The sequence below is a fragment of the Streptomyces sp. P6-2-1 genome (genome assembly GCF_050613165.1).
In the GTDB taxonomy this organism is placed as follows: domain Bacteria; phylum Actinomycetota; class Actinomycetes; order Streptomycetales; family Streptomycetaceae; genus Streptomyces.
The window spans coordinates 5,896,280-5,921,630 of the sequence record NZ_CP192513.1 but is presented as its reverse complement, the minus strand read 5'-3'; the positions used below and the strand labels follow the sequence as shown (position 1 = coordinate 5,921,630).

Sequence of the window (25,351 nt, the reverse complement as noted above, 5' to 3'; positions counted from 1 at the left end):
CTTCGCGCGAGCCTCAGGCCAGGCCCTGCACCAGCTCCGTGACCGAGCGGCGGCGGCCCGTGTAGAAGGGGACCTCCTCACGGACGTGGCGGCGGGCCTCGGAGGCGCGCAGGTGGCGCATGAGGTCGACGATGCGGTACAGCTCGTCGGCCTCGAAGGCGAGAATCCACTCGTAGTCGCCGAGCGAGAAGGATGCCACGGTGTTGGCGCGCACGTCGGGGAAGCCGCGCGCCATCTTGCCGTGGTCGGCGAGCATCGTGCGGCGCTCCTCGTCGGGCAGCAGGTACCACTCGTACGAGCGCACGAAGGGGTACACGCTGACGTAGGCGCGCGGGTTCTCGTCGGCGAGGAACGCCGGGATGTGCGACTTGTTGAACTCGGCGGGGCGGTGCAGCGCCATGTTCGACCACACCGGCTCCAGGGCGCGGCCGAGGCGGGTGCGGCGGAAGAGGTTGTACGCCTCCTGGAGCGCGTCCGAGGTCTCCGCGTGCCACCAGATCATGAGGTCGGCGTCGGCGCGGAGCCCGGAGACGTCGTACGTGCCGCGCACGGTGACGTCCTTGGCGGCGAGCTGGTCGAAGAGGTCCTGGACCTCCTCGGCGTAACCGGCCCGGTCGTCGGGCAGCACGTCGCGGAGCTTGAAGACGGACCACAGCGTGTACCGGATGACCTCGTTGAGGTCCTTGGCCTTCTTGCCCGCGTTGGGGATCTTCTCAGGAGCAGCACTCATGCCGACCATTCTCCTTCCTCACTCTCCGCGACCCGACGCCGGGCCCGGTCCGCGGCGCCGGCTCAGCCGACGCCCAGCAAGCCGTCCACCGCCGCCTGGGCGCTCGCCACGCACGCCGGGATGCCCACGCCGTCGTAGGCCGCGCCGCACACCGCGAGGCCAGGGAGCTTCGCGACGTGTTCGCGCACGCGCGCGATGCGGGCGTGGTGCCCCACCGGGTACTGCGGGAGACCGTCGTTCCAGCGCGTGACGACGGAGGCGAGGGGGCGCGCTTCGAGACCCGTGGCGAGGCGCAGATCGCGGCGCGACAGGCTCACCAGCTCCGCGTCGTCGCGCGCGAGATCGGCGGTGTCGCCGTGCCGCCCGATCGAGGTGCGCAGGACGAGCAGATCGGGGTTCTCCTCGTCCACCCATGCCCACTTCTGGCTGCTGAAGGTCGATGCCTTGATCGTGCGCCCGTCGACGGGCGGCACGAGGAAGCCGCTGCTGCCTGCGGGCAGCGCCGCCGTGTCGGCGCGGCGGTACGCGAGCGTGACGAGCGCCATCGACGCGTACTCGACGGCGCGCAACTCGGCGGCGGCCGCGGGCGACTCCGCGTCGAGCAGGCGCGCGGCGCGCGGCGCGGGCAGCGCGAGGACGATCGCGTCGGCCTCGATGACGCTGCCGTCGGTGAGGACGACGCGCCAGGCGTCGGGCGTGCGGCGCAGCTCCTCGGCCGCCGTCCCCGTGCGGATCTCGCCGCCCCGGTCGCGCACGGTGCGGGCCACAGCGAGCGGCAGCGTGCCGAGGCCGCCCTTGAGGCCCTGGAAGACCGGGCCGCCCGGCTGCCTGGCGCCCGCGCCGTTCGCCACGTTCGCCTGCGCCGCGCGCACCGCGTCGGTCAGGCGCGGGTGGTCCTGGGCGGTCTTCCACAGCTGCGGCACGGCGGCGCGCATCGAGATGCGGTACGCGTTGCCCGCGTAGACCCCGCCGAGGAGCGGCTCCACGAGCCGGTCGACGACCTCGCGGCCCAGGCGGCGCGCCACGTACTCGCCGATCGCGACGTCGTCGCCCAGTTCCTCGGGCGGCAGCTCGGCCTCCGCGCCGATCCGCCGCAGCCCCTCCTCCGAGAGCACCCCCGCGAGGCTCCCCGCCTCGGCGGGGACACCCATGACGTGTCCCTTCGGCATCGGGCGCAGCGCGTCGCGCGTCCACAGCGAGGCGCTCGCCGTGTTCGGCGGCTGGAGCTTGTGGCCGAGCCCGGCCGCGCGCGCGAGGGCGACGGCCTCGGGGCGGCGGGCCAGCATCGACTCGGCGCCGAGGTCGACCCGTACGCCCTCGATCTCGCCGGAGCGCAGCTTGCCGCCGAGCCGTGCGGCGGCCTCCACGAGCGTCACCCGGGCCCCGGCGTCGAGCGCGCGGAGCGCGGCGGCGAGCCCGGTGATGCCGCCGCCGAGTACGAGGAGGCGGGGAGCGGTGCCGGACGCGGGCACGCCGGGGGAAGACGCGGGGAACGGTGAGGAAGTGGCGGAGACGGGGGTGCTGCTGGGGACTTCGCTCATGGGTCCACTTTCTCACCGTACGGACTGCGGGCGGCGGGAGGGTCGGGCTTGCGGGGGCGGGCGCGGGGGGCGCGCGGCACGGGGCCGCGCTTCCGTCCCGTGTCCCCCTCGTGACCGCTTCGGTATCGCGCGGGCCGATCGTCGCGACGCGCTTCTCCGTCCAGTCATCAAAGCCCCGAACACACCGGGGCCCGTGGACGAGGGGGAAGCATGACGACGACGCACGGAACCCGTGGGGGCGGCAGTCGGGACGGGGGCGCGGCACCCCGGTACGGGGCACGCGGGGCCGGGCGGCGCGCCCGGCTGCTCGCGGTGCTCGGCCTGCCGCTCGCGGCCGTGCTCGCGCTCGGCGGCTGCTCGGCGGACGACGGCGCCGACAGCGCGAGCGGCAAGCGGGCCGTGGCGGGCGAGGCGAACGACGCGAGGGCCGACGCGGGAGCCGCGCGGCCCGGCAGCGGCGCGGGCGACGCGAGCGGCACGGGCGACGGCGGCGACGCGAGCGGCACGGGCAGTTCCGGCGGAACCGGCAGCTCGGGCGGCGCGGGCAGTTCGGGCGGCAAGGCGGCCAAGACGGTCGAGGCGGAGGCCCCGACGCCCAAGGGGCCGCACCTCATCCGCACCGCCACGACGCGGATACGGGTCAGGGACGTCGCCGCCGAGACGGACCGGGCCCGTGCCGCCGCGGCCGACGCGGGCGGTTTCGTCAGCGAGGAGACGACGACGGGGGCGGGCGGCGACCGCGCACGCTCGCGGCTCACGTTGCGCGTCCCCGTGGACTCCTTCGACGCGGTGCACAGGACGCTCGCCGCCGGGCCCGGCACCCTCCTCAGCGACGAGGTGCGCGCGCAGGACGTGTCCTCGGAGGTCGTCGACATCGACAGCAGGGTCCGGACGATGCGGGCGAGCGTGAACCGGGTCAGGGCGCTCATGGACGACGCCACGAAGATCGCCGACGTGACCGCCCTGGAGAGCGAACTGAGCACGCGGGAAGCCGACTTGGAGGCACTGCTCGCGCAGCGGGCGGGGCTCGCCGACCGTACGGCGCTCTCGACCCTCACCCTCGTCGTCGAGGGTCCCGACGCCCCGGCCGAGACGAAGGAGAAGAAGGGCGCCGCGAGTTTCGGCGGCGCGCTCGCCGGCGGCTGGCACGCGCTCGCCGCGACGGTGCGCGTCATCGGGATCGCCCTCGGCGCCCTCCTGCCGTTCCTCGCGGTGGCGGCCGTGGTGCTGCTCGTGGTGGGGGCGGCACGCAGAGCCGTACGGGGCCGTCGGGTGCGTACGGGAGGTACCGCGGGTACGGCCGCGAGCGGGGCCGGTACGCCACCGGGCACGGGTGCGACGGCCGCGAGCACGGCGGACGCGGCGGACGCGGCGGACGCGGCGGACGCGGCGGACGCGGCGGACGCGGCGGACGCGCCCCGGCCCGCAGCGGAGGACACGCCGGAGGAGCCCGTCACCGGCACCCCGGGCTCCGCGCCCGAGCCCCCCGCCCGGCCGTGAACCCCCCGCGTAGCCTGCCCGCATGACGGAACGACTGGTTGTCATCGGCGGCGACGCGACGGGGATGGCGGCGGCCTCACAGGCGCGTCGGCTCAAGGGCCCGGACGAGCTGGAGATCATCGCCTTCGAGCGCGGGCGGCACACCTCGTACTCGGCGTGCGGCATCCCGTACTGGGTCGGCGGGGATGTCGCGGGCCCGGAGGACCTCGTGGCGCGCACGCCCGAGGAACACCGGGCCCGCGCCATCGACCTGCGCACGGGCACCGAGGTGACCGCGCTCGACATCGAGGGGCGCCGGGTGCGGGCCCGCGAGCGGGAATCGGGCGGTGAGTACTGGACCGCGTACGACAAGCTGGTCATCGCCACCGGCGCCGCGCCGCTGCGCCCCGGCCTGCCGGGGATCGACGCGCCGGGCGTGCACGGGGTGCAGACGCTCGACGACGGCGAACGGCTCCTCGCGACGCTGACGAGAGCCCGCGGCAACCGCGCCGTCGTCGTCGGCGCCGGGTACATCGGTGTCGAGATGGCCGAGGCCCTGATCCGGCGCGGCTACGAAGTGACCGTCGTCAACCACGCTCCGCAGCCCATGACGACGCTCGACCCCGACATGGGCGCGCTCGTCGACGAGGCGATGCGCGGCATGGGCATCACGATGGTCAACGGAACGGCGGTGACCGCGCTCGGCACCGGCCACGACGGGCACGTCGACGCGGTGCGCACCGAGGAGGCCGAGTACCCGGCCGACGTCGTCGTGCTCGGCCTCGGCGTCCGCCCGCAGACCGACCTCGCGCGGGCCGCGGGCCTCCCGCTGGGGCCGGCCGGCGGGCTGCTCACCGACCTCGCGATGCGGGTGCGCGGGCACGAGGAGATCTACGCGGGCGGCGACTGCGTCGAGGTGCTCGACCTGCTCGCCGGGCGTACCAGGCACATCGCCCTCGGGACGCACGCGAACAAGCACGGCCAGGTCATCGGCTCCAACATCGGCGGCGGCTACGCGACGTTCCCCGGTGTCGTGGGCACCGCGGTGAGCAAGGTGTGCGAGCTGGAGATCGGGCGTACGGGGCTGCGCGAGCGGGACGCGGCGGCCGCCGGGTACCAGTTCGTGACCGTGACGATCGAGTCGACGAGCCGCGCGGGCTACTACCCGGACGCGTCCCCGATGACCGTCAAGATGATCGCCGAACGCGGCACAGGCCGGCTCCTGGGCACCCAGATCGTCGGCCGCGAGGGCGCGGGCAAGCGCGTGGACATCGCGGCGGTCGCGCTCACGGCGGGGATGACGGTCGAGCAGATGACAGCACTCGACCTCGGCTACGCGCCGCCGTTCTCGCCGGTGTGGGACCCGGTGCTCGTCGCGGCCCGCAAGGCGGTGAAGGCGGTGCGGGAGGCGAGGTGACGGGGGCGGGTACGGGGCGGCGGTACGGGTACGGGGCGCCCCGTACCCGTACCGCCGCCCCGCCCCGTACCGCCCGTACCTCCCGCACCGCTCGGGCCGTGCGGCCCCGCGGTCAGCGCCGGGTGCGCGCGTGGACGTCCGCGACGAGGTCCGTGAGGACGCCCGGGTCCGTCGCGGGGAGCACGCCGTGGCCGAGGTTGAAGATGTGGCCCTCCAGGTCGCGGGCCGCGTCCAGGACCTCCGCCGTCTTCTCGCGGATCGCGGCCTCGTCGGCGAAGAGCACCGCGGGGTCCAGGTTGCCCTGGAGCGCCTTGCCGGGCCCGACGCGGCGGGCCGCCTCGTCGAGCGGGACGCGCCAGTCGACGCCCACGACGTCCGCGCCCGCCTCGCCGAGGTCGCGGAGCAGCTCGCCCGTACCGACGCCGAAGTGGATGCGCGGCACGCCGTACTCGGCGACCGCGGCGAAGACCTTCGCGCTCGCGGGCCGCACATAGCGCCGGTAGTCGGCCGGGGAGAGCGCGCCGACCCAGGAGTCGAAGAGCTGCACGGCCGAGGCGCCCGCCTCGATCTGCACCTTGAGGAAGCCGGTCGTGATGTCGGCGAGGCGGTCGAGCAGCCGGGCCCACAACTCGGGCTGCCCGTACATGAGCGCCTTGGTGCGCTCGTGGTTGCGCGAGGGCCCGCCCTCGACGAGGTAACTCGCGAGAGTGAACGGCGCGCCCGCGAAGCCGATGAGCGGGGTCGCGCCGAGTTCGGCGGTGAGCAGGCCGACCGCCTCGGTCACGTACGAGACGTCCTCGGGCACGAGCGGGCGCAGGCGGGCGAGGTCGGCGGCCGTACGGACCGGGTCGGCGACGACGGGGCCGACGCCCGGCTTGATGTCGAGGTCGATCCCGATCGCCTTGAGGGGGACGACGATGTCGCTGTAGTAGACGGCGGCGTCGACCTTGTGGCGCAGGACCGGCTGCATCGTGATCTCGGCGACGAGTTCGGGACGCGTGCAGGACTCCAGCATCGGGATGCCCTCGCGCACCTTGAGGTACTCGGGCAGCGACCGGCCCGCCTGGCGCATGAACCACACGGGCGTGTACGGAACGGCTTCACGCCGACACGCCTTGAGGAAGACGGAGTCGCGAAGAGAAGGGGACGGCGTCATGTCGTTGTCACTCACGCCGACAAGTCTGTCATTCTCCTGGACCACCCCCGTCGGCCCCTCCGGCGTGACCGCGCGCACACGGCCGCTCCGGCGTCCGATGCGCGGGGTCCGGGGCGGGAACCGTGTGCGCGGGCCCGACTTCGGGCCAAACCTTCCGCCACACGGCGAGCACCCCCCACCCCCCGCGCGAATGCGCATACGCTTCCCCGCATGGCTGCGGCTCAGGAACCACAATCCGGTGGTACGGACGGGACAGGCGGTACGGGTGGGACTGACTTTCAGGGGGCTCCGGCCGATTTCGGGGCCGCCGTCGCCTCACTGCGCGCGGCGCGGCCACGACCTGAGATCGAGCTGAGCCCCACGCGCGCCCCCCGGCGCCTCGCCCCCTGGGCCTTCGCGCTGGAGGCCGCCGTGAGCGACGGCGACGGCGATGACCTCGCGGACGGACGTCTCGTGCTGCTGCACGACCCCGCGGGGCACGAGGCGTGGAAGGGCCGCTTCCGGCTCGTCACGCTCGTCCGCGCCGAACTGGAGCCGGAACTCGCGGCCGACCCCCTGCTGCCCGAGGTGTGCTGGTCGTGGCTGACCGGCGCGTTCACGGCGCGCGGTCTCGCCTACGGGGAGGCGGGCGGCACGGTGACGCGGGCGAGTTCGCACTACTTCGGCGGCCTGCGCGAGCGGCCCTCCGCCTCGCAGATCGAGATCCGCGCCTCCTGGACCCCGCGCGAGTCGCCGAGCGGCGTGCCCGACGCGACGGCGCACCTCGCGGCGTGGTGCGAGCTGCTCTCGCAGATCGCCGGGCTGCCCCCTGCGACGGGCCCCGGCGAGGCGGCGGTGGTCTCGCTGCCGCAGCGCAGGGGGCCGCGCGGTTCCTGAGGCGGACCGGGGCCGCGCGGGGGGCTCTGACGATTACGGATCGGTTACGGACCGGTAGGGGAAGACATGACGTCGTTCACGAACGGATGACACGCGAGACCTGATTCGTTCGAGTTCTCGTTCCGATCTCTTCGTGATCGAAAACTCGTCCTAATCATTCTCTTTTTTCCTCCCTCGTTCGTGATCATCCCCTAAAGGACTCCAGGGGTGCTGCCGACATTCATTTCGACCTTGTCGGCACGGTTCGCCCGGCTTCTTCCCCGGCCGGGACCGTCCCGCTCCTCTCCCCCACCACAGGAGGCCCGGTGTCCGTTCTTCTTGAGCAGCCCGCAAGCCTGGTCGCCTACCGTCCGAACAAGCCGACCGCGATGGTCGTCGTGGCCGACCCCCGGGTGCGTTCCACGGTCACCCGGCACCTCTGGGCGCTCGGCGTACGCGACGTCATCGAAGCCTCGTCCATCGCCGAGGCCCGTCCCCGCATCGGCAACCCGCGCGACATCTGCGTGGCCGATGTCCACCTGCCCGACGGTTCCGGGCTCACCCTCCTCTCCGAGACCCGCGCCGCGGGCTGGCCCAACGGGCTCGCCCTCTCCGCGGCCGACGACATCGGCGCCGTGCGCAACGCCCTGGCGGGCGGAGTCAAGGGCTACGTCGTCACCGGTACCCGTACCAACGTCGGGCTCCCGGGGCGTCCCGGCGCCGCCCAGCTCGGCGCCGCCTCCCGCACCCACCGCCGCCCCCCGGGTACCCCGAGCCACCCGGGCGGCTACCGCGAGCTGTCGGGTCGTGAGGTCGAGGTCCTGAGACTGGTCGCGGAGGGCCAGTCCAACAAGGCCATCGGCGTCTCGATGGGCCTGTCCGCACTGACCGTCAAGAGCCACCTCGCCCGGATCGCGCGCAAGCTCGGCACCGGCGACCGCGCGGGGATGGTCGCCGTGGCCCTGCGCACCGGCATCATCCACTGAGCCCCGCTTCCCCCCAGTCCCCGTTTCCCCCAGCCCCCGAGCCGCTGAGCCCCGAGTCGCTGAGCCCCGGGTCCCCCGGCCCTGAGTCCTTCAGGTCCACGTCCCCGCGCACCAGGGAGGCCACCGGCGGAACATTCCGTCGGTGGCCTCCGGCACGTCCCCGGATACCCTTGACCGGTGACCGATGCCACCGACGCCCAAGACAGCCCAGCACCCCCCGCACCGCAGGTCTCCGGGACGGACCCCGGGGCCGGGGAAAGCACCGCGCATCCGGCACCGGTCCCCCTCCTCGAACCCCGCGAAGGCATTCCCCCCGTCGTCGCCGACCCCGAGAGCCTCGCCGCCGCCGTCGCCGCCTTCGCGAGCGGCAGCGGTCCCGTCGCCGTCGACGCCGAGCGGGCCTCCGGCTACCGCTACGGACAGCGGGCCTACCTCGTCCAGCTGCGGCGCGAGGGCGCGGGCACCGCGCTCATCGACCCCGTCGCCTGCCCCGACCTCTCCGGGCTCGGCGCGGCGCTCGCGGACACCGAGTGGGACCTGCACGCCGCGACCCAGGACCTGCCCTGCCTGCGCGAGGTCGGCATGGTCCCGCACTCCCTCTTCGACACGGAGCTGGCCGGTCGCCTCGCGGGCTTCCCGCGTGTCGGGCTCGGCGCGATGGTCGAGAACGTCCTCGGCTACACACTGGAGAAGGGCCACTCGGCCGTCGACTGGTCGACCCGCCCGCTGCCCGAACCCTGGCTGCGGTACGCGGCGCTCGACGTCGAACTCCTCGTCGACCTGCGCGACGCGCTGGAAGCGGAGCTGGCCCGGCAGGGGAAGCTGGAGTGGGCGCTCGAAGAGTTCGACGCGATCGCCACCGCGCCGCCGCCCGCCCCCCGCAAGGACCCCTGGCGCCGCACCTCGGGGATGCACCGCGTACGCAGGCGCCGTCAGCTCGCCGTCGTGCGGGAGCTGTGGACGCTGCGCGACCGCATCGCGCAGCGCCGCGACGTCTCGCCCGGCAAGGTCCTGCCCGACGCGGCGATCGTCGAGGCCGCACTCGCCGTCCCCGTGAACGTGCACGCGCTCGGGGCGCTCCCCGCCTTCGGGCAGCGCGCGCAGAAGCGGCAGCTCGACCAGTGGCAGGCCGCGATCGACCGGGCCAGGGAACTGCCCGAAGGCGAGCTGCCGCAGCCGGGCGCCTCGATCGCCGGACCCCCGCCGCCGCGCGCCTGGGCGGACCGCGACCCGGAGGCGGCCGCGCGGCTCTCCGCGGCGCGCGCGGGTGTCAACGCGCTCGCCGAGCGCCTGCACCTGCCGCAGGAGAACCTGATCACGCCCGACACCGTGCGTCGCGTGTGCTGGGAGCCCCCGGCCTCGGCCGACCCGGACGCGGTCGCGGAGGCGCTGCGCGGCTACGGGGCGAGGCGCTGGCAGATCGAGCACGTGACGCCCGTACTGACCCGGGCCCTCCAGGCCCACGCGGCCTGATGGCGTCGTCCTCGCCTCCGGGAGCGCCCAAGCCGGTGTCGCGCCACCCGACGTGCTCGGTCGCCCGTTCCGCACGACCCGCGCGCGACGGGCGTCTCGACACCGTCGCGCTCCCTTCGGCTCGGCCGACGCCGCTCGGCCCCGCGGGCCTCGGCGGGTGGGCGCGCCGCCGTCCCTGCGTCGTGTGACCTACGCCGCCCCCCTCGCAGGGGTGCAACTTATGGTTACCGACGAGTAGCATGGCCGGGAGAGCGACACGCCCCGCCGTGCCGCGTGGCAGTTCCGTCCCGCACCCTGGAGGAGAGCCAACGTGCCTCGTACCATCCGGGACGTCGTCTTCGTCGACGGCGTCCGCACCCCGTTCGGCAAAGCGGGCCCCAAGGGCATGTACCACGAGACGCGCGCCGACGATCTCGTCGTGAAGGCCATCCGGGAGCTGCTGCGCCGCAACCCGGACCTGGACCCGAAGAAGATCGACGAGGTCGCCATCGCCGCGACGACGCAGATCGGTGACCAGGGCCTGACCCTGGGCCGCACGGCGGGGATTCTCGCCGGACTGCCGCAGTCGGTCCCCGGCTACTCGATCGACCGCATGTGCGCGGGCGCGCTCACGGCCGTCACGACGACCGCCGGTTCCATCGCCTTCGGCGCCTACGACGCGGTCATCGCCGGTGGCGTCGAGCACATGGGCCGCCACCCGATGGGCGAGGGCGTCGACCCGAACCCGCGGTTCGTCTCCGAGAAGCTCGTCGACGAGTCGGCGCTCTTCATGGGCATGACGGCGGAGAACCTGCACGACCGCTTCCCGCACCTGACGAAGGAGCGCGCCGACGAATACGCCGTGCGCTCGCAGGAGAAGGCGGCGAAGGCGTACGCGAACGGGAAGATCCAGGCCGACCTGGTACCGGTCTCGATCCGCCGCACCTCGCCCGAGGCCGGGGAGACGGGCTGGGGCCTCGCGACGGCCGACGAGCCGATGCGCCCCGGCACGACGATCGAGCAGCTCGCGAACCTCAAGACCCCCTTCCGCCCGCACGGCCGGGTGACCGCCGGGAACGCGGCCGGTCTCAACGACGGCGCGACCGCGTCGATCATCGCCTCCGAGGACTTCGCGCGCGAGAACGGCCTGCCGGTCAAGATGCGCCTCGTCTCCTACGCCTTCGCGGGCGTCGAGCCGGAGGTCATGGGCTACGGGCCGATCCCCGCGACGGAGAAGGCGCTCGCCAAGGCGGGCCTGTCGATCTCCGACATCGGCCTCTTCGAGATCAACGAGGCGTTCGCCGTCCAGGTCCTCGCCTTCCTCGACCACTACGGCATCGCCGACGACGACCCGCGCGTCAACCAGTACGGCGGCGCGATCGCCTACGGCCACCCGCTCGCCTCCTCCGGCGTCCGGCTGATGACGCAGCTCGCGCGGCAGTTCGAGGAGCAGCCCGAGGTGCGGTACGGCATCACCACGATGTGCGTCGGCTTCGGCATGGGCGCCACCGTGATCTGGGAGAACCCCCACTGGGAGGGCAAGTGAGCACCACCACCGAGCTGCTGCGGGAAGCCGCCGCGCTCTTCCCCGACGAGGTCGTCACGCAGGCACACGTGCGCCACCTCGACCTTCCAGGCGCGGGCCGCTTCGCGCTCATCACGCTGGACAACGGCCTCGACCACACGAAGCCGACGACCTTCGGCCCCGCCTCGCTCGCCAATCTGAGCGCCGCGATCGACCAGGTCGAGCAGGAGGCCGCCGACGGGCAGCTCGTCGGTGTCGGCGTCACCGGCAAGCCGTTCATCTTCGCGGTCGGCGCCGACCTCAAGGGCGTCGGGCTGCTCAAGCGCCGCGAGGACGCGCTCGCGATCGGCCACGGCGGGCACGAGGTCTTCAAGCGCCTCTCCGGGCTCGCGGTGCCGACGTTCGCCTACTACAACGGCGCGGCGATGGGCGGTGGCGTCGAGGTCGGTCTGCACTGCGCGTACCGCACCGTCTCGGCCGCGCTGCCCGCGTTCTCGCTGCCCGAGGTCTTCCTCGGCCTCGTCCCCGGCTGGGGCGGCTGCACGCTGCTGCCGAACCTGATCGGCGCCGAGAAGGCCGTCAAGGTCGTCATCGAGAACTCGCTCAACCAGAACCGGCAGCTCAAGGGCAAGCAGGTCTTCGAACTCGGCATCGCCGACGCGCTCTTCGAGGGCGCGGACTTCCTGGAGCAGTCGCTGCTGTGGACGGCTGCCGTCCTCAAGGGCGAGATCACCGTCGAGCGTCCCGAGGTGGACCGGGGCGAGGCCTGGGACCAGGCCGTCGCGGCGGGCCGCTTCCTCGCGGACGGCAAGGTGCACGGCGCCGCCCCGGCCCCGTACCGCGCCCTCGACATCATCGCCGCGGCGAAGGACGGCGACCTCCAGGCCGGTTTCGACGCCGAGGACGAGGCGCTCGCCGACCTCATCATGAGCGGCGAACTGCGCAGCGGCCTGTACGCCTTCGACCTCGTGCAGCGGCGTGCGAAGCGCCCGGCGGGCGCGCCCGACAAGTCGCTCGCGCGCCCGGTCAACAAGGTCGGCGTCGTCGGCGCCGGGCTCATGGCCTCGCAGCTCGCGCTCCTGTTCGTACGCCGTCTCGAAGTGCCGGTCGTGCTGACCGACATCGACCAGGCGCGCGTCGACAAGGGCGTCGGCTACGTGCACGCCGAGATCGACAAGCTGCTCGCCAAGGGCCGCGTCAACCAGGACAAGGCGAACCGCCTCAAGGGCCTGGTCACCGGTGTCCTGGACAAGGCCGAGGGCTTCTCGGACGCCGACTTCGTGATCGAGGCCGTCTTCGAGGAGATCGGCGTCAAGCAGCAGGTCTTCGCCGAGGTCGAGGCGGTCGTGCCCGAGGGCACGATCCTCGCGACGAACACCTCCTCGCTCTCGGTCAGCGAGATGGCCTCGAAGCTCCAGCACCCCGAGCGGGTCGTCGGTTTCCACTTCTTCAACCCGGTCGCCGTCCTGCCGCTCCTGGAGATCGTGCGCGGCGAGGCCACGGACGACGCCTCGCTCGCGACGGCCTTCGCCGTGGCGAAGAAGCTGAAGAAGAGCGCGGTGCTCGTCAAGGACGCCCCGGCGTTCGTCGTGAACCGCGTCCTGACCCGCTTCATGGGCGAGATCCAGAACGTCATCGACGAGGGCACCCCGGTCGCCGTGGCCGAGAAGGCGGTCGAGCCCCTGGGCCTGCCGATGTCGCCGCTCGTGCTCCTGGAGCTGGTCGGCCCCGCGATCGGCCTGCACGTCTCGGAGACGCTGCACGGCGCCTTCCCCGAGCGCTTCACGGTCTCGCCGAACCTCAAGGCGGTCGTGGACGCGGGCAAGCGCGGCTTCTACGTGTACGACTCCGGCAAGCCGGAGCTGGACCCCGAGGTCGCCGCGCTCCTCAAGCAGGGCGACACGGTCCTGACGGAGGAGCAGGTGCGCGACCGCGTGCTCGACGCGGTGGCCGAGGAGATCTCGCTCATGCTCGCCGAGGGCGTCGTGGCCGAGGCGCAGGACATCGACCTGTGCCTCATCACGGGCGCGGGCTGGCCCTTCCACCTGGGCGGCATCACCCCGTACCTCGACCGCGCGGGCGTCACCGAGCGCGTCACGGGCAAGCGTTTCCTGCCCGAGGGCGTGGCGTCGGTACCGGTGGCCTGAGCCGGCGGGCGCACACGGAGCACAGGGCGGGCCGCCCCGGGAGACCCCGGGGCGGCCCGCCCTCGTACGCCCCCGGCGTGCGGCCGCCCGGGCGCACGGGAACCAAGCACCGCTCCTCGCACATCCCTTCGAGGGGGTGGCTTATAGTTCTAGGCCACGCGCGGACCGGCACCCCACTCCAGTCCCCCGCAGCGCACGCATCGCCGCCCCCACAGCGACCTCGGCCGAAGACCCGACTGGAGCAGGATGAGCTACGACGACACGCCGCCAGGGCCCCCGGCCACCCCCCGCGGGGAATCGCACCGCAAGGACCGCCGCAAGGGCCGCAAGCGCCATGTCGGCCGCTGGGTCCTGATCGGTCTCGTGGTCGTCGTCCTCGCCGCGGGGGGCACCGGCTGGTGGTACTACGCGCACCTGAACGGCAACCTCAAGGGCGTCGACCTGAGCAAGCAGCTCGACGAGGCCCAGCGCCCGAAGAAGGCCGTCGCCGCGGGGAACGCGACCAACCTGCTTGTCCTCGGCTCCGATTCGCGCTCAGGCGACAACGGCAAACTCGACGCGGGGAACGTGAGCGGGGCCCGCTCGGACACCGCGCTGCTCGTGCACGTCCCCGAGGGGCGGCAGCAGGCGGTCGCCGTGAGCATCCCGCGCGACACGCTCGTGGACCGGCCCGCGTGCAAGGACAGGGACGGCGGGCAAGTGCCCGCCGCGCACCGCGTCATGTTCAACTCGGTGTACTCGGTCGCCGGGCCCGCCTGCGTCGTCAAGACCGTCGAGAAGATGTCGGACGTGCGCGTCGACCACCTCGTCGAGGTGGACTTCGCCGGGTTCAAGGGGCTCGTGGACGCGATCGGCGGCGTCACCGTGACGACGGACGAGGACATCCACGACTCCAAGAGCGGCTTCGACCTGCCGAAGGGCACGCACAAGCTCGACGGCACCGACTCGCTCAAGTTCGTCCGCACCCGCTACGGCCACGGTGACGGCAGCGACCTCGGCCGTATCGGTCTTCAGCAGCAGTTCCTGCTCGCCCTGCTGAGCGAGGTGAAGAACCAGGACCTCCTCGGCAGTCCCACCAAGGCCATCAAGATGGCGAACTCCGCGACCAAGGCGCTGACCACCGACGAGGACCTCGCCTCGCTCACGTCCCTCGCCAAGTTCGCCCGCAGTATGCGCGGGATCGACCCGAACACGATGGAGACGATCATGATGCCGGTCGCGTACGACAAGCAGGACCCCAACCGCGTCGTGCCCGCCGAGCCGCAGGTGACGCGGTTGTGGAAGGCGATCCGCAACGACGTCGACATCCCCGAGTCGGCGAAGAAGTCCCCGGCGACGGGCGGCTGAGCGTCCGCGCGAGGCACGCGGTGAGCAGGGGGCCGGTCCGCACGCGGGCCGGCCCCCGCGCCGTGCCCGGGTCCGTCCCCCGTCCCGTGTCCCGTGTCAGACCGTCAGTACGGGCCCGAGCGCGAGCCCCCGTCGCCCGTCGTGGCGGGCGAGGCGCAACCGGCCGTCGGGGCCGTACACGCCGACGACGAGGCGTCCTGCCCCGTCCACCGCGAGCCCGGGGCCGCCGATGCCGTGCAGCCCGGTCGGCGCCCACCACAGCCCGTCCTGCTCGTGCTCGCTGCGGCAGTGCGCGAGGAAGACCTCGCCCGCCTCGTCGCGGTAGGCGAAGACGGTGGAGTCCACGCCGTCCACGGGCGTGCGCAGCACCGTGACCGGGCCCTCTCCAGGGGCCCCGCCCAAGGGTATGAGCCAGCCGCCGGGGCGGTGGGCGACGACGGCGCCGCTGTCGGGATCGGTCCAGTAGTACGTGACACGGCCCGGTGAGGTCTCGATGCCGGTGAGGCTGCCGGGGCGCACCGAGAGCGGGATGTCGGGCAGCCGCTCGAAGGGGCCGTGCGGCACCTCGCGGCGGAAGTGCCAGGCGGGTTCCTCACCGGCGGCGAGGAGTTCGAGGGTGCCCGTCGACGTGGCGACGGCGGCGGGGCGCTCGTAGAGCAGCCGCCCCTTGAGGTCCTTCCACCCGGTCCACTTGCCGGTCTTGTCCTCGCGCCGGATCGTCATGCCGCGCGCCCCGTTGCACATCACGAGGTGGACGGTGCCGCCGTTGTCCACGGCGAGCACGGGGGTGCCGACGCGGGGCTGGCGCGACACTATCTTGATGTGCGGATTGCCCAGCGAGCGGAAGGTACCGAGGGTGCGGCCGGTCTGGTACTGCACCGCGTGCACGAACTCGACCACCGGGCCCGTGCCAGGCTCCCTGCCCGTCCTGCGGCGGCCCGCGAGGTGCACGTAGCGGTGTGTGTCCTGCGCCAGCGTGAGGTGGTCGATGCCCGTGGCGGGGAAGAGGTCGGGGCCCTGCCAGTCCTGCCCGCCCGGCCGCTCCTCGGTCCAGCGCAGCACGCCCTCGGGACCGTAGGCGTAGGCGGTGAGACGGCCGTCGCCGCCGCACACCAGCCAGGAGCCGGAGGGAACCCGCACCTCGGCCGGGCCCCGCTGTTCCGGTCGCTCGGCAGTCCTCTGCGCGGTGCCACCGCGCCGTGCCGCTCTGGCCATTCCACCGTCCTTCTGTTCCAAGGGCCGGTCCACCGGCTGCCGTCCATCATAAAAGCCGCCTTCTCCGGGCCGTCCGCGCACCCGTGCCCCGCACGCGATGATGGGCGGATGGACACACAGCGCACACTCGTCGTGGACGCCGCCAATGTCGTCGGCTCGGTGCCGGACGGCTGGTGGAAGGACCGCAAGGGGGCCGCCGAGCGGCTCAGGGACTCGCTCGTGCGGTACGGGAGCGAGGGGCTGCCCGGCTGGCCGGCACCGCTCGACGTGGTGCTCGTCGTGGAGGGCGCGGCGCGGGGCGTGACGGGGATCGACGGCGTACGGGTCGTGGCCGCGAGCGGCAGCGGCGACGACCGCATCGTGGCCGAGGTCGAGCGTGCGCCCGGGCCGACCCTGGTCATCACGGCGGACCGCGAACTGCGCACGCGTGTCACGGCCTTGGGCGCGGAGGTCGCGGGGCCCCGCACCGTACGGCCCTGAGGCGCCGCCCCGGGTGCCGCGCCCGCCGCTAGCGCGGGCCGGGCACGTACAGCACCGCGCCGTCGATACGCCCGGCGCGCACGTACCCCGCCCGCAGCCAGGCCCGCAGGGTCGGGGTGCGGGAGAGGCGGTAGGGGGCGCCGCGCGCGTCGTCGACGACGAGAGCAGGGGGGCGGGCGGCGAGTTCGCCGCGGAACGTGGGCCAGGCGCCCCGTACCGCCCACCGCTCCCCCACCGTCGCCGTGCCGGTGCGGCCGCCGCCGAAGTTGGTGAGGAGGCCGGCGGTCAGGTAGCGGCTCGCGGGCGGGCGGTGGGCGAGCCAGTACGTCTCGGGGTGCATGCCCCAGACCAGGACCGCGTCGCCCGGCGCGGTGCGGCGGGTGATCTCGGCGGCCACGCGGCGGGAGTGCTCGTAGCCCGTACGGGGCGCGAGCAGGCCCCAGACGAGGAAGGCCGCGCAGCCGCAGGCGCAGACCGCGAGGGCGGCGCGGCGGGCGCGGCGCGGCACCTGGGCGAGGGCGCCCGCGCCGAGGAGCGCGAGCGGCGGGACCAGGTGCAGGAAGTAGTGGCCGAAGAAGCGCAGGCCGAGCGCGGTCGCGAGGGCGGCACCCACGAGCCAGAGCCACAGCCAGCCGGTGCCCGGCCCGAGTCCGGTGCGCCGGGCGCGCAGGGCGGCGAGCGCCGCGGGCAGCACCCCGGCACCCGCGCCCGCGAGGAGCGCCGCGTTGACGAGGGCACGGCCGGTGAGCGTCGCGAGCGAGCCGGAGAAGGCGAGGTAGTCGCCCGAGCCCGTGAGGGTCCAGAAGAGGAAGCCGCGCGGGGCCGTGGCGAGCGCGGCGAGCAGGACGGGCAGGGCGGCGGAGCCGAGGAGCAGTCCGATGGCGCGGGCCCTGTCCCCGGCCGGGGCGCGGTGCGGTACGCACCACAGGAGCGGGAGCAGGACGGCGAGCCCGGTCTGCTTGGCGAGGAAGGCGGCGGCGAGGGCGAGCCCGGCGCCGCACCAGTGGGCGCGGTCGGCGCACCACACGGCGGCGGTGGTGGCAGGGAGCATGAATGCCTCGAAGCTCGCGGCCTGGGTGTCCGCCGGGCTGAGCCCGGCGGAGAGGAGGAGGCACAGGACCCCGGCGGCGGCCCCCGCGCGGGGGCCCGCGTGGCGGCGGGCGAGCGAGGCGGTGAAGGCGGCGGTGAGGAGCCAGGCGAGGACGGCGAGGAGCCGGGGGCCGAGGAGCGTCGTATCACCCGTGAGGGCGAAGGAGGCTTCGTAGAGCCAGGGGACGAGCGGGGGTTTGCGGTCGACGACGGTGTCGTAGAGGCTCCCGCCTGCGGCGAGCATCCGGGCCTGGACGGCGAGGTAGCCCTCGTCGGGGTTCCACAGGGGGCGGGTGAAGGAGGGGGCCCGGACGAGGAGGGCGAGCGCGGTGAGTACGGGGAGCAGGCGCCACCAGTAGCGGTCGCGGACGGCGGGGGGCGGGAGCGCGGCGGTGGGCGGGGCTGCCGGGGAAGGCGGAGGGGGCGGGGCGAGCATGACGCTCAACCTATCCGCCCCCTTCGCCCGGTTTTACCCCTTGCGGGATGGCGCGTTGGGGGTGTCGAGGCGGCTGTGGCGGTACCCGTAGACCCCGTACAGGACGGTGCCGACGACCATCCAGATGAGGAAGCGGAGCCAGGTCTCCGCCGGGAGGTTGAGCATGAGCCACAGCGAGGCGAGGACCGAGGCGATGGGCAGCCAGGGGACGAGCGGGGTGCGGAAGGCGCGGTCGAGGTCGGGGCGGGTGCGGCGCAGGATGAGGATGCCGAGGGCGACGACGACGAAGGCGAAGAGGGTACCGATGTTGACGAGTTCGGCGAGTTCGTCGATCGAGGTGAATCCGGCGACGACGGCGACGACCCCGCCGAGGAGCGCGGTGGAGCGGTAGGGGGAGCCGAAGCGCGGGTGCACCTTGGAGAAGCCCTTGGGCAGCAGGCCGTCACGGCTCATGGCGAAGAAGACGCGGGTCTGGCCGAGGAGCAGGATCATGCAGACCGAGGTGAGCCCGACGGCGGCGCCGAAGCTGATGAGCCCGGCCCAGAAGGGGTGCCCGACGGCCTTGAAGGCGTCGGCGAGCGGGGCGTCGACGGTGAGGTCCGTGTACTTCTGCATCCCGGTGACGACGACCGAGACGGCGACGTAGAGGACGGTGCAGATGGCGAGGGAGCCGAGGATGCCGCGCGGGACGTCGCGCTGCGGCGCGCGGGTCTCCTCCGCGGCGGTCGCGACGACGTCGAAGCCGATGAAGGCGAAGAAGACGACGGCGGCGGCCGTGAAGATGCCCATGACGCCGAAGTTCGCCGGGGTGAAGCCCGCGATGAGCTGGATGAGCGGGGCGCCGAGGCCGCCCCCGCCCTCGGTGGGCCTGGACGGGGGCACGAAGGGGTCGTAGTTGGCGCCCGTGATGAAGAAGGCGCCGACGATGACGACGATCAGGACGACCGTCACCTTGACCGCGACGATGACGTTCGTGACGCGCGAGGAGAGCTTGGTGCCCGCGACGAGGATGCCGGTGAGGACCACGACGAGGAGGGCAGCGAGCAGGTCGAAGCCGAAGTGCCCGTCGTGCGTGCCGCTGAGCCACTGCGGCAGGTGGAATCCGGCGGTGTCGAGGAGGGAGCGGATGTAGCCGGACCAGCCGACCGCCACCACCGCCGAGCCGAGCGCGAGTTCGAGGATGAGGTCCCAGCCGATGATCCAGGCGGGGAACTCGCCGAGCGAGGCGTAGGAGAAGGTGTACGCGGAGCCCGCGACAGGGACCGTCGACGAGAACTCGGCGTAGCACAGCGCGGCGAGCGCGCACACGACCCCGGCGACGGCGAAGGCGATGGCCACCGAGGGGCCCGCGTTCTGCTTGGCGACCTTCCCCGTGAGCACGAAGATCCCGGTGCCGATGACGACCCCGACGCCGAAGACGGTCAGGTCGAGCGCGGAGAGGGATTTCCTGAGCGCGCGCTCGGGGTCCTCGGTGTCCTTGATCGACTGCTCGATGTTCTTCGTGCGGAACAGGGTCCGCGCACGGAAGGGGCTGTGGCTGTTCAACGGGCGACCTCCCACCCTCGGGTGCACGCATGATCGCGAAGGCGATGGGCCACGTGTGCCCGGCCACGGCTTCTTTCACGCGGATGGGCCGCCGTTTCCACCCTGAAGAGGGGTTTCACCGGCGGCCCTTACCCGGAGGGAGCAGCGCGTTCAGTCGCGCGTGCGCTCCACCTGCTCGTCGGCGGTGGCCCGCTCGGTCTCGTACGCGCCCTGGAGGCCCGCGACGAGCCCGGTCACCTGGCGGGCGATGTCCGGGGCCGTGAGGCCGATCTCGGCGAGCACCTCCTTGCGCGAGGCGTGGTCGAGGAAGCGCGGCGGGATGCCGAAGTCGCGCAGCGGGAGGTCGACGCCCGCGTCGCGCAGCGCCTGGGCGATCGCGGAGCCGACGCCGCCGACGCGGCTGTTGTCCTCGACGGTCACGACGATGCGGTGCTTCTCGGCGAGCGGGGCGAGGGCCTCGTCGACCGGCTTGACCCAGCGCGGGTCGACGACGGTCGTGGAGATGCCCTGCTTGTCGAGGAGCTTCGCGGTCTCCAGGCACATCGGGGCGAGCGCGCCGACGGAGACGAGGAGCACGTCGGGGTGCTCGGTACCGGCCTCGCGCAGGACGTCCATGCCGCCGACGCGGCCCACGGCGGGGACGGCGGGCCCCACGACGCCCTTGGAGTAGCGGACCGCGGTCGGCGCGTCCTCGACGGCGACGGCCTCGCGGAGCTGGGCGCGCAGCTGCTCGGCGTCGCGGGGCGCGGAGATCCGCAGCCCGGGGACGATCTGGAGCAGCGACATGTCCCACATGCCGTTGTGCGAGGCACCGTCGTCGCCCGTGACGCCCGCGCGGTCCAGGACGAAGGTCACGCCGCACTTGTGCAGTGCGACGTCCATGAGGACCTGGTCGAAGGCGCGGTTGAGGAACGTCGCGTAGACGGCGAAGACGGGGTGGAGGCCGCCGGTCGCGAGCCCGGCGGCGGAGACGGCGGCGTGCTGCTCGGCGATGCCGACGTCGTAGACGCGCTCGGGGAAGGCCTCGGCGAACTTCTTGAGGCCCACGGGCTGGAGCATCGCCGCGGTGATCGCGACGAGGTCCTCGCGCTCGCGGCCGATGCGGACCATCTCGTCGCCGAAGACGGAGGTCCAGCTCGCGGCGGCGGTCTTGACCGGGAGCCCGGTGTCGGGGTGGATCGGGCCGATGCCGTGGAAGCGGTCGGCCTCGTCGTGCTCCGCGTGCTCGTAGCCGCGGCCCTTCTGCGTGATGCAGTGCACGATGACGGGTCCGCCGAAGCGCTTGGCGCGCGTGAGGGCGGACTCCAGGGCTTCCAGGTCGTGGCCGTCGATGGGGCCGACGTACTTCAGGCCGAGGTCCTCGAACATGCCCTGCGGGGCGATGAAGTCCTTGAGGCCCTTCTTCGCGCCGTGCAGCGTCTCGTAGAGCGGGCGGCCCACGACGGGGGTGCGCTCCAGCATCTCCTTGCCGCGGGTGAGGAAGCGCTCATAGCCGTCGGTGGTACGGAGCGTGGCGAGGTGGTTGGCGAGGCCACCGATCGTGGGCGCGTAGGAGCGCTCGTTGTCGTTGACGACGAGGACGAGGGGGCGGTCCTTGGCGGCGGCGATGTTGTTGAGCGCCTCCCAGGCCATGCCGCCCGTCAGGGCGCCGTCGCCGATGACGGCGACGACATGGTCGTCCTTGCCGAGGACCTGGTTGGCCTTCGCGAGGCCGTCGGCCCAGCCGAGCACCGTCGACGCGTGGCTGTTCTCGATGACGTCGTGCGCGGACTCGGCGCGCGAGGGGTAGCCGGAGAGGCCGCCCTTGGAGCGCAGCCGGGAGAAGTCCTGGCGCCCGGTGAGGAGCTTGTGCACGTAGGCCTGGTGGCCGGTGTCGAAGAGGACGCGGTCGCGCGGGGACTCGAAGACGCGGTGCAGGGCGATCGTCAGTTCGACGACCCCGAGGTTGGGGCCGAGGTGGCCGCCGGTCTTGGAGACGGCTTCCACGAGGAAGGTCCTGATCTCCCCGGCCAGTTCTTCGAGCTGCTCAGGGCTGAGCCGGTCCAGATCGCGCGGTCCCGTGATGCGGGTCAGCAGCGGCACCCGTGCCTCCTTGCAGTAGAGCGGTCGATCCTTGCCGGGTCGGGCGGTCTTGCGAGTCTAATGTTCCGCCTCCGGGGCCCGTCACCGGTTCCGGGGGACGAATCTCACGTCCTGCGCGGTGGCGGGGCCGGTCCATGATCCACCTTCGTGGGGGCGCGGGCCAGCCGGGGGGCCATTTGCCCCGCGTCCCTCCCCGCGCCGGGGCGGAGGACTCGGGGCTCCGCCCCCCCGGCCGGGCCTCTCAAGCGCCGGGTGGGCCGAACGGCCGGGTGGGCCGAACGGCCGGGTGCCCCGCCCTCTCGTACGGAGACGAGGGGACGGGGCACCCGGGGGCGCCGGCAGCCGTCAGGCGCGACCGGCGGACTTCTGGGTCTTGCGGGTCACGGAGTCGATGACGACCGTGGCGAGCAGCACCGCGCCGGTGATCATGTACTGGATCGGGGACGCGACGCCCTCCAGGGCGAGACCGTTCTGGATCGAGCTGATGACGAGGACACCGAGCAGCGCGTGCCAGGTGCGGCCGCGTCCGCCGAAGAGGCTGACGCCGCCGATGACGGCCGCGGCGATGGAGTTCATCAGCAGGTCACCGGTACCGGCGCCCTGGTTGGCGGTGGCGATCTTGGAGGCCAGGAAGAGGCCACCGGCCCCCGCGAAGGCGCCCGCGACACCGAAGACCGAGATCCGGATCAGGGTGACGTTGATGCCCGCGCGCCGCGAGGCCTCGACGCTGCCACCGAGGGCGAAGACCTTGCGGCCGTAGGGGGTACGGCGCAGCACGAAGTCCGTGAGGACCACGAGGGCGAGGAAGACGACCAGCGCGAGCGGGGTGCCCTTGTACTGGTTGAGCATGATCGCCACGGCGAAGGCCAGCACGGCGAGCAGCACGGTCCGCAGGATGATCTCGCTGAGCGGGCGCGAGGGGACGTCGGCCGCCTTGCGACGACGGGCGTCGGAGAAGGAGCTGAGGAAGAAGAGCACCACCGTGACGAGCGCGATGCCGTAGCCCACGGCGACGTCGCTGAAGTAGTAGGTGGTGAGCTTGACGATCCCGCCGTCGGGGTTGAGGTTGATCGTCCCGTTGTCGCCGAGGATCTGGAGCATGAAGCCCTGCCAGAACAGCAGTCCGGCGAGGGTGACGGCGAAGGCGGGGGCACCGAGGCGGGCGAAGAAGAAGCCGTGGATGGCGCCGATGACGAGGCAGGTGACGATGGCGATGAGGATCGCCAGCCAGTCGTTCACCCCGTGGTTGACGGAGAGGACCGCCGAGAAGGCGCCCGCGACACCGCTGACGGAGCCGACCGACAGGTCGATCTCACCGAGCAGCAGGACGAAGACGATACCCACCGCGATGAGGCCCGTGCCGACCATCGTGATGCTCATGGCGGTGAGGTTGCCTGCGGTGAGGAAGCCCGAGTTCAGGCTCTGGAAGATGATCCAGATGACGACGAGACCGGCGATGACGGGCATGGTGCCCAGCTCGCCGCCGCGTATCTTGCGCTTGAACTCGGTCCAGTAGCCCGCGAAACCCTGCTCGCGCACGAGCAGACGGGGGTCGACCGCGGCGACCGAGCCCGCGGCGCTCTCCGGGTTGCCGGTGCTGTCCTGCACCGCCCCCGGCTTGTCGTTCTTCACGTTCTGGGCGCTCACTTCTGCACTCCCCCACTGCGGGCCGCGCGACGGGTCACGGCGTTCTCCGTGGCACCGGTGATGGCGGAGATGATCTCTTCCTGGGAGGTCGTCTTCACGGGGAAGACGCCGTTGTTGCGACCGAGCCGCAGGACGGCGACGTTGTCCGCGACGGACTTCACGTCGGCCATGTTGTGGCTGATGAGGACGACCGCGAGGCCCTGCTCGCGCAGGCGCTCCACGAGGTCAAGGACCTGGGCGGTCTGCTCGACGCCGAGGGCCGCGGTGGGCTCGTCGAGGATGACGAGCTTGGGGTCGCCGAGCATCGAGCGCGCGATGGCGACGGTCTGGCGCTGGCCACCCGAGAGCGAGGCGACCGGGATGCGGACGCTCGGGATGCGGATGGAGAGCGTGGTGAGCAGCTCGCGGGCGCGGCGCTCCATCTCGACCTCGTCGAGCACGCCCCAGCGGCGCACCTCACGACCGAGGAAGAGGTTGCCGACCACGTCCAGGTTGTCGCACAGCGACAGGTCCTGGTACACGGTGGCGATGCCCAGCTCCTGGGCGTCGTGGGGGCGGTTGATCGAGACCGGCCGGCCCTCCCACTCGATGACACCGTCATCGATGGAGTGGGCACCCGCGATCGTCTTGACCAGAGTGGACTTACCGGCGCCGTTGTCGCCGACCAGGGCGAGCACCTCACCAGCGTGGACCTCAAGCTCTACGTCGGTGAGCGCCTGAACGGCACCGAACCGCTTGGAGACCCCGCGCAACGCCAACACGGGCGCAGCGGACACGTGAACCATCTCCTTCGCCGCCTGACCGGCGGGGATGCCGCGTCCGTTGGGGGTGACCGGACGCGGTGGGTTGAGCAGATTGGGGGGATTCCCGCCCGTGGTCCGTCCGGCGCCCCGTCCCGTTAGCGGGACTGGTGAGGGGGCGGGGCACCGGACAGGTCTGGGTGGGAGCGAGACGAGGGCGCTCACGGGCCCGTGGACCGCGTGAGCGCCGTCTCGACCGCGCTTACTTCAGGCCGGCCTTGTCGCAGGCGTCCTTGTAGTTGGCGGTGCAGATCTCGGAGAGCTTGTAGAACTTCTCCTTCAGGACGGTGTCCTGGATGTTGTCCTTGGTCAGCGAGACAACGGGGATGATCTTGCTCGGGATCGCCTTGTCGGTGCCGCTGTCGACCTTGTCGGGCGCCAGGGAGGCGAGGTCCTCGCCCTTGCCGATCGCGACGGCCAGCTCGGCGACCGTGTTGGCCTCGGTCGGGTAGGACTTGTAGACGCTCATGTACTGCTCACCGCTGAGGATGCGCTGCACGGCGGCCAGCTCCGCGTCCTGACCGGTGACCGGGGGGAGCGGCGAGATACCGGCGGCCTTGAGGGCGGTGATGATACCGCCGGCCATGCCGTCGTTGGCGGAGTAGACGCCGACGATGTTCTTCTTGCCGAGAGCCGAGATGGCGCCCTCCATGTTGGAGTTGGCGTTCTCCGGCTTCCACTCCTTGGTGTCGTACTCCTTGCCGACGCTGACCTTGCCGTCGAGGACGGAGTGCGCGCCCTTCTTGTAGTCGCCCGCGTTCGGGTCGGTCGCCGACCCGTTCATCATGACGATCTTGCCCTTCTTCGCCTTGTCGCCCAGGGCCTTGAGCAGGGCCTCGCCCTGCGCCTTGCCGACCGACTGGTTGTCGAAGGAGGTGTAGGCGGAGATGGGGCCCTCGGCCAGGCGGTCGTACGCCACGACCTTGATGCCGTCGTCCACGGCCTTCTGCACCGAGGAGCGGATGGCCTTGGCGTCCACGGCGTCGACGATCAGGACGTCCACCTTGTTGGTGATCATCGTGTCGACCTGCTGCGCCTGAAGGCTCGCGTCCTGCTTGGCGTTGTTGTAGACGACCGTGCCCTTGCCGTTGGTCAGCTCCTTGACCTTGGCGGTGATCAGCGGCTTGTCGAACTTCTCGTAGCGAGCGGTCTGGTTCTCCGGGAGGAGCAGACCTATCTTCAGCGCGTCGCCCTTGGACTTGCTCGACGAGGACGACTTGGCGTCGTCCTTCTTGCCGTCGTCGCTCTCCTTGGCGGACCCGCAAGCGGCCAGCGAGACGGCGAGGCCCGTGGCGGCAAAGGCAAAGGCAGCACGACGCATACGCGTGTTCATTGAAACCTCCCTGACGAGGCCGCGTCGCTGCGGCCGAGGTGGCTGGAAGTCAACTCGGCCGCGCGAGCGGCGTCAAGGAGTTAATACTT

The 25,351-nt window shown here is 72.7% G+C and carries 19 protein-coding genes; 9 read left to right on the top strand and 10 right to left on the bottom strand.

Annotated elements, in window-relative coordinates; translation table 11 throughout:
- Nucleotides 1-13: 13 nt before the first annotated feature.
- Both hemQ and hemG read right to left on the bottom strand, forming a co-directional pair.
- Nucleotides 14-730, bottom strand: coding sequence for a hydrogen peroxide-dependent heme synthase (hemQ, locus tag ACQYWQ_RS25005; protein ID WP_431037647.1), 717 nt, complete (start codon nucleotides 728-730; stop codon nucleotides 14-16).
- Nucleotides 731-792: 62 nt separating this feature from the next.
- Nucleotides 793-2,271, bottom strand: a complete 1,479-nt coding sequence (gene hemG, locus ACQYWQ_RS25000; protein ID WP_431037646.1) for a protoporphyrinogen oxidase — start codon at nucleotides 2,269-2,271, stop codon at nucleotides 793-795.
- A 210-nt stretch (nucleotides 2,272-2,481) separates the two neighbouring features.
- Here hemG and ACQYWQ_RS24995 point away from each other — a divergent pair, with 210 nt between their 5' ends.
- Nucleotides 2,482-3,771: a DUF4349 domain-containing protein gene (locus ACQYWQ_RS24995; protein ID WP_431037644.1), complete on the top strand. Its 1,290-nt coding sequence runs from the start codon at nucleotides 2,482-2,484 to the stop codon at nucleotides 3,769-3,771.
- Between the two features lie 22 nt (nucleotides 3,772-3,793).
- On the top strand, nucleotides 3,794-5,167 hold the full coding sequence (locus ACQYWQ_RS24990; protein ID WP_431037643.1) for an FAD-dependent oxidoreductase: 1,374 nt from the start codon (nucleotides 3,794-3,796) through the stop codon (nucleotides 5,165-5,167).
- 112 nt (nucleotides 5,168-5,279) lie between these two features.
- On the opposite strand, the gene hemE is transcribed toward ACQYWQ_RS24990, so the two are convergent.
- Nucleotides 5,280-6,323, bottom strand: a complete 1,044-nt coding sequence (gene hemE, locus ACQYWQ_RS24985; RefSeq protein WP_431039336.1) for a uroporphyrinogen decarboxylase — start codon at nucleotides 6,321-6,323, stop codon at nucleotides 5,280-5,282.
- Between the two features lie 210 nt (nucleotides 6,324-6,533).
- Here hemE and ACQYWQ_RS24980 point away from each other — a divergent pair, with 210 nt between their 5' ends.
- The 6 genes from ACQYWQ_RS24980 (at nucleotide 6,534) to ACQYWQ_RS24955 (ending at nucleotide 14,635) form a co-directional block, all read left to right on the top strand.
- Nucleotides 6,534-7,199, top strand: a complete 666-nt coding sequence (locus tag ACQYWQ_RS24980; protein WP_431037642.1) for a DUF3000 domain-containing protein — start codon at nucleotides 6,534-6,536, stop codon at nucleotides 7,197-7,199.
- Nucleotides 7,200-7,504: 305 nt separating this feature from the next.
- Complete coding sequence (locus ACQYWQ_RS24975; RefSeq protein ID WP_007820863.1) at nucleotides 7,505-8,164, top strand: helix-turn-helix transcriptional regulator; 660 nt, start codon at nucleotides 7,505-7,507, stop codon at nucleotides 8,162-8,164.
- Between the two features lie 177 nt (nucleotides 8,165-8,341).
- On the top strand, nucleotides 8,342-9,637 hold the full coding sequence (locus ACQYWQ_RS24970) for an HRDC domain-containing protein (protein WP_431037639.1): 1,296 nt from the start codon (nucleotides 8,342-8,344) through the stop codon (nucleotides 9,635-9,637).
- 310 nt (nucleotides 9,638-9,947) lie between these two features.
- Entirely contained in the window at nucleotides 9,948-11,162 is a 1,215-nt protein-coding gene (locus tag ACQYWQ_RS24965) for a thiolase family protein (RefSeq protein WP_431037637.1), read from the top strand.
- The gene (locus tag ACQYWQ_RS24960) at nucleotides 11,159-13,288 is read left to right on the top strand and encodes a 3-hydroxyacyl-CoA dehydrogenase NAD-binding domain-containing protein (protein ID WP_431037636.1); all 2,130 of its coding nucleotides are present in this window, start codon (nucleotides 11,159-11,161) and stop codon (nucleotides 13,286-13,288) included. Before ACQYWQ_RS24965 ends, ACQYWQ_RS24960 begins: the two co-directional genes overlap by 4 nt.
- Nucleotides 13,289-13,534: 246 nt before the next feature.
- Nucleotides 13,535-14,635, top strand: a complete 1,101-nt coding sequence (locus ACQYWQ_RS24955; protein WP_431037634.1) for an LCP family protein — start codon at nucleotides 13,535-13,537, stop codon at nucleotides 14,633-14,635.
- Nucleotides 14,636-14,731: 96 nt separating this feature from the next.
- Here ACQYWQ_RS24955 and ACQYWQ_RS24950 read toward each other — a convergent pair whose 3' ends face one another.
- Entirely contained in the window at nucleotides 14,732-15,850 is a 1,119-nt protein-coding gene (locus ACQYWQ_RS24950; RefSeq protein ID WP_431037633.1) for a hypothetical protein, read from the bottom strand.
- A gap of 108 nt (nucleotides 15,851-15,958) precedes the next feature.
- On the opposite strand from ACQYWQ_RS24950, the gene ACQYWQ_RS24945 reads away from it, so the two are divergent.
- A complete protein-coding gene (locus ACQYWQ_RS24945) occupies nucleotides 15,959-16,330 on the top strand; it encodes an NTP pyrophosphohydrolase (RefSeq protein ID WP_431037631.1) in 372 nt (123 codons plus the stop codon).
- Nucleotides 16,331-16,358: 28 nt separating this feature from the next.
- Here ACQYWQ_RS24945 and ACQYWQ_RS24940 read toward each other — a convergent pair whose 3' ends face one another.
- The 6 genes from ACQYWQ_RS24940 to ACQYWQ_RS24915 all read right to left on the bottom strand — a co-directional run bounded on the left by ACQYWQ_RS24940 (nucleotide 16,359) and on the right by ACQYWQ_RS24915 (nucleotide 25,262).
- Entirely contained in the window at nucleotides 16,359-17,855 is a 1,497-nt protein-coding gene (locus ACQYWQ_RS24940) for an ArnT family glycosyltransferase (protein ID WP_431037630.1), read from the bottom strand.
- Between the two features lie 33 nt (nucleotides 17,856-17,888).
- Nucleotides 17,889-19,400, bottom strand: coding sequence for an amino acid permease (locus ACQYWQ_RS24935; RefSeq protein WP_431037628.1), 1,512 nt, complete (start codon nucleotides 19,398-19,400; stop codon nucleotides 17,889-17,891).
- Nucleotides 19,401-19,550: 150 nt separating this feature from the next.
- A complete protein-coding gene (gene dxs, locus ACQYWQ_RS24930) occupies nucleotides 19,551-21,482 on the bottom strand; it encodes a 1-deoxy-D-xylulose-5-phosphate synthase (RefSeq protein ID WP_431037626.1) in 1,932 nt (643 codons plus the stop codon).
- A gap of 345 nt (nucleotides 21,483-21,827) precedes the next feature.
- Complete coding sequence (locus tag ACQYWQ_RS24925; RefSeq protein WP_431037624.1) at nucleotides 21,828-23,129, bottom strand: sugar ABC transporter permease; 1,302 nt, start codon at nucleotides 23,127-23,129, stop codon at nucleotides 21,828-21,830.
- Nucleotides 23,126-23,914, bottom strand: coding sequence for an ATP-binding cassette domain-containing protein (locus ACQYWQ_RS24920; protein ID WP_431037622.1), 789 nt, complete (start codon nucleotides 23,912-23,914; stop codon nucleotides 23,126-23,128). Before ACQYWQ_RS24920 ends, ACQYWQ_RS24925 begins: the two co-directional genes overlap by 4 nt.
- Nucleotides 23,915-24,131: 217 nt before the next feature.
- A complete protein-coding gene (locus tag ACQYWQ_RS24915) occupies nucleotides 24,132-25,262 on the bottom strand; it encodes an ABC transporter substrate-binding protein (RefSeq protein WP_431037620.1) in 1,131 nt (376 codons plus the stop codon).
- Between the last annotated feature and the right edge of the window lie 89 nt (nucleotides 25,263-25,351).

What these genes read in the sequence shown, in the direction of transcription:
- ACQYWQ_RS24995 (WP_431037644.1), top strand. Translation starts at nt 2,482, where the DNA reads ATGACGACGACGCACGGAACCCGTGGGGGCGGCAGTCGGGACGGGGGC.
- ACQYWQ_RS24980 (WP_431037642.1), top strand. Translation starts at nt 6,534, where the DNA reads ATGGCTGCGGCTCAGGAACCACAATCCGGTGGTACGGACGGGACAGGC.
- ACQYWQ_RS24990 (WP_431037643.1), top strand. Translation starts at nt 3,794, where the DNA reads ATGACGGAACGACTGGTTGTCATCGGCGGCGACGCGACGGGGATGGCG.
- ACQYWQ_RS24945 (WP_431037631.1), top strand. Translation starts at nt 15,959, where the DNA reads ATGGACACACAGCGCACACTCGTCGTGGACGCCGCCAATGTCGTCGGC.
- ACQYWQ_RS24955 (WP_431037634.1), top strand. Translation starts at nt 13,535, where the DNA reads ATGAGCTACGACGACACGCCGCCAGGGCCCCCGGCCACCCCCCGCGGG.
- ACQYWQ_RS24950 (WP_431037633.1), bottom strand. Translation starts at nt 15,850, where the DNA reads ATGGCCAGAGCGGCACGGCGCGGTGGCACCGCGCAGAGGACTGCCGAG.
- hemG (WP_431037646.1), bottom strand. Translation starts at nt 2,271, where the DNA reads ATGAGCGAAGTCCCCAGCAGCACCCCCGTCTCCGCCACTTCCTCACCG.
- ACQYWQ_RS24920 (WP_431037622.1), bottom strand. Translation starts at nt 23,914, where the DNA reads ATGGTTCACGTGTCCGCTGCGCCCGTGTTGGCGTTGCGCGGGGTCTCC.
- hemQ (WP_431037647.1), bottom strand. Translation starts at nt 730, where the DNA reads ATGAGTGCTGCTCCTGAGAAGATCCCCAACGCGGGCAAGAAGGCCAAG.
- ACQYWQ_RS24940 (WP_431037630.1), bottom strand. Translation starts at nt 17,855, where the DNA reads ATGCTCGCCCCGCCCCCTCCGCCTTCCCCGGCAGCCCCGCCCACCGCC.
- hemE (WP_431039336.1), bottom strand. Translation starts at nt 6,323, where the DNA reads ATGACGCCGTCCCCTTCTCTTCGCGACTCCGTCTTCCTCAAGGCGTGT.
- ACQYWQ_RS24915 (WP_431037620.1), bottom strand. Translation starts at nt 25,262, where the DNA reads ATGAACACGCGTATGCGTCGTGCTGCCTTTGCCTTTGCCGCCACGGGC.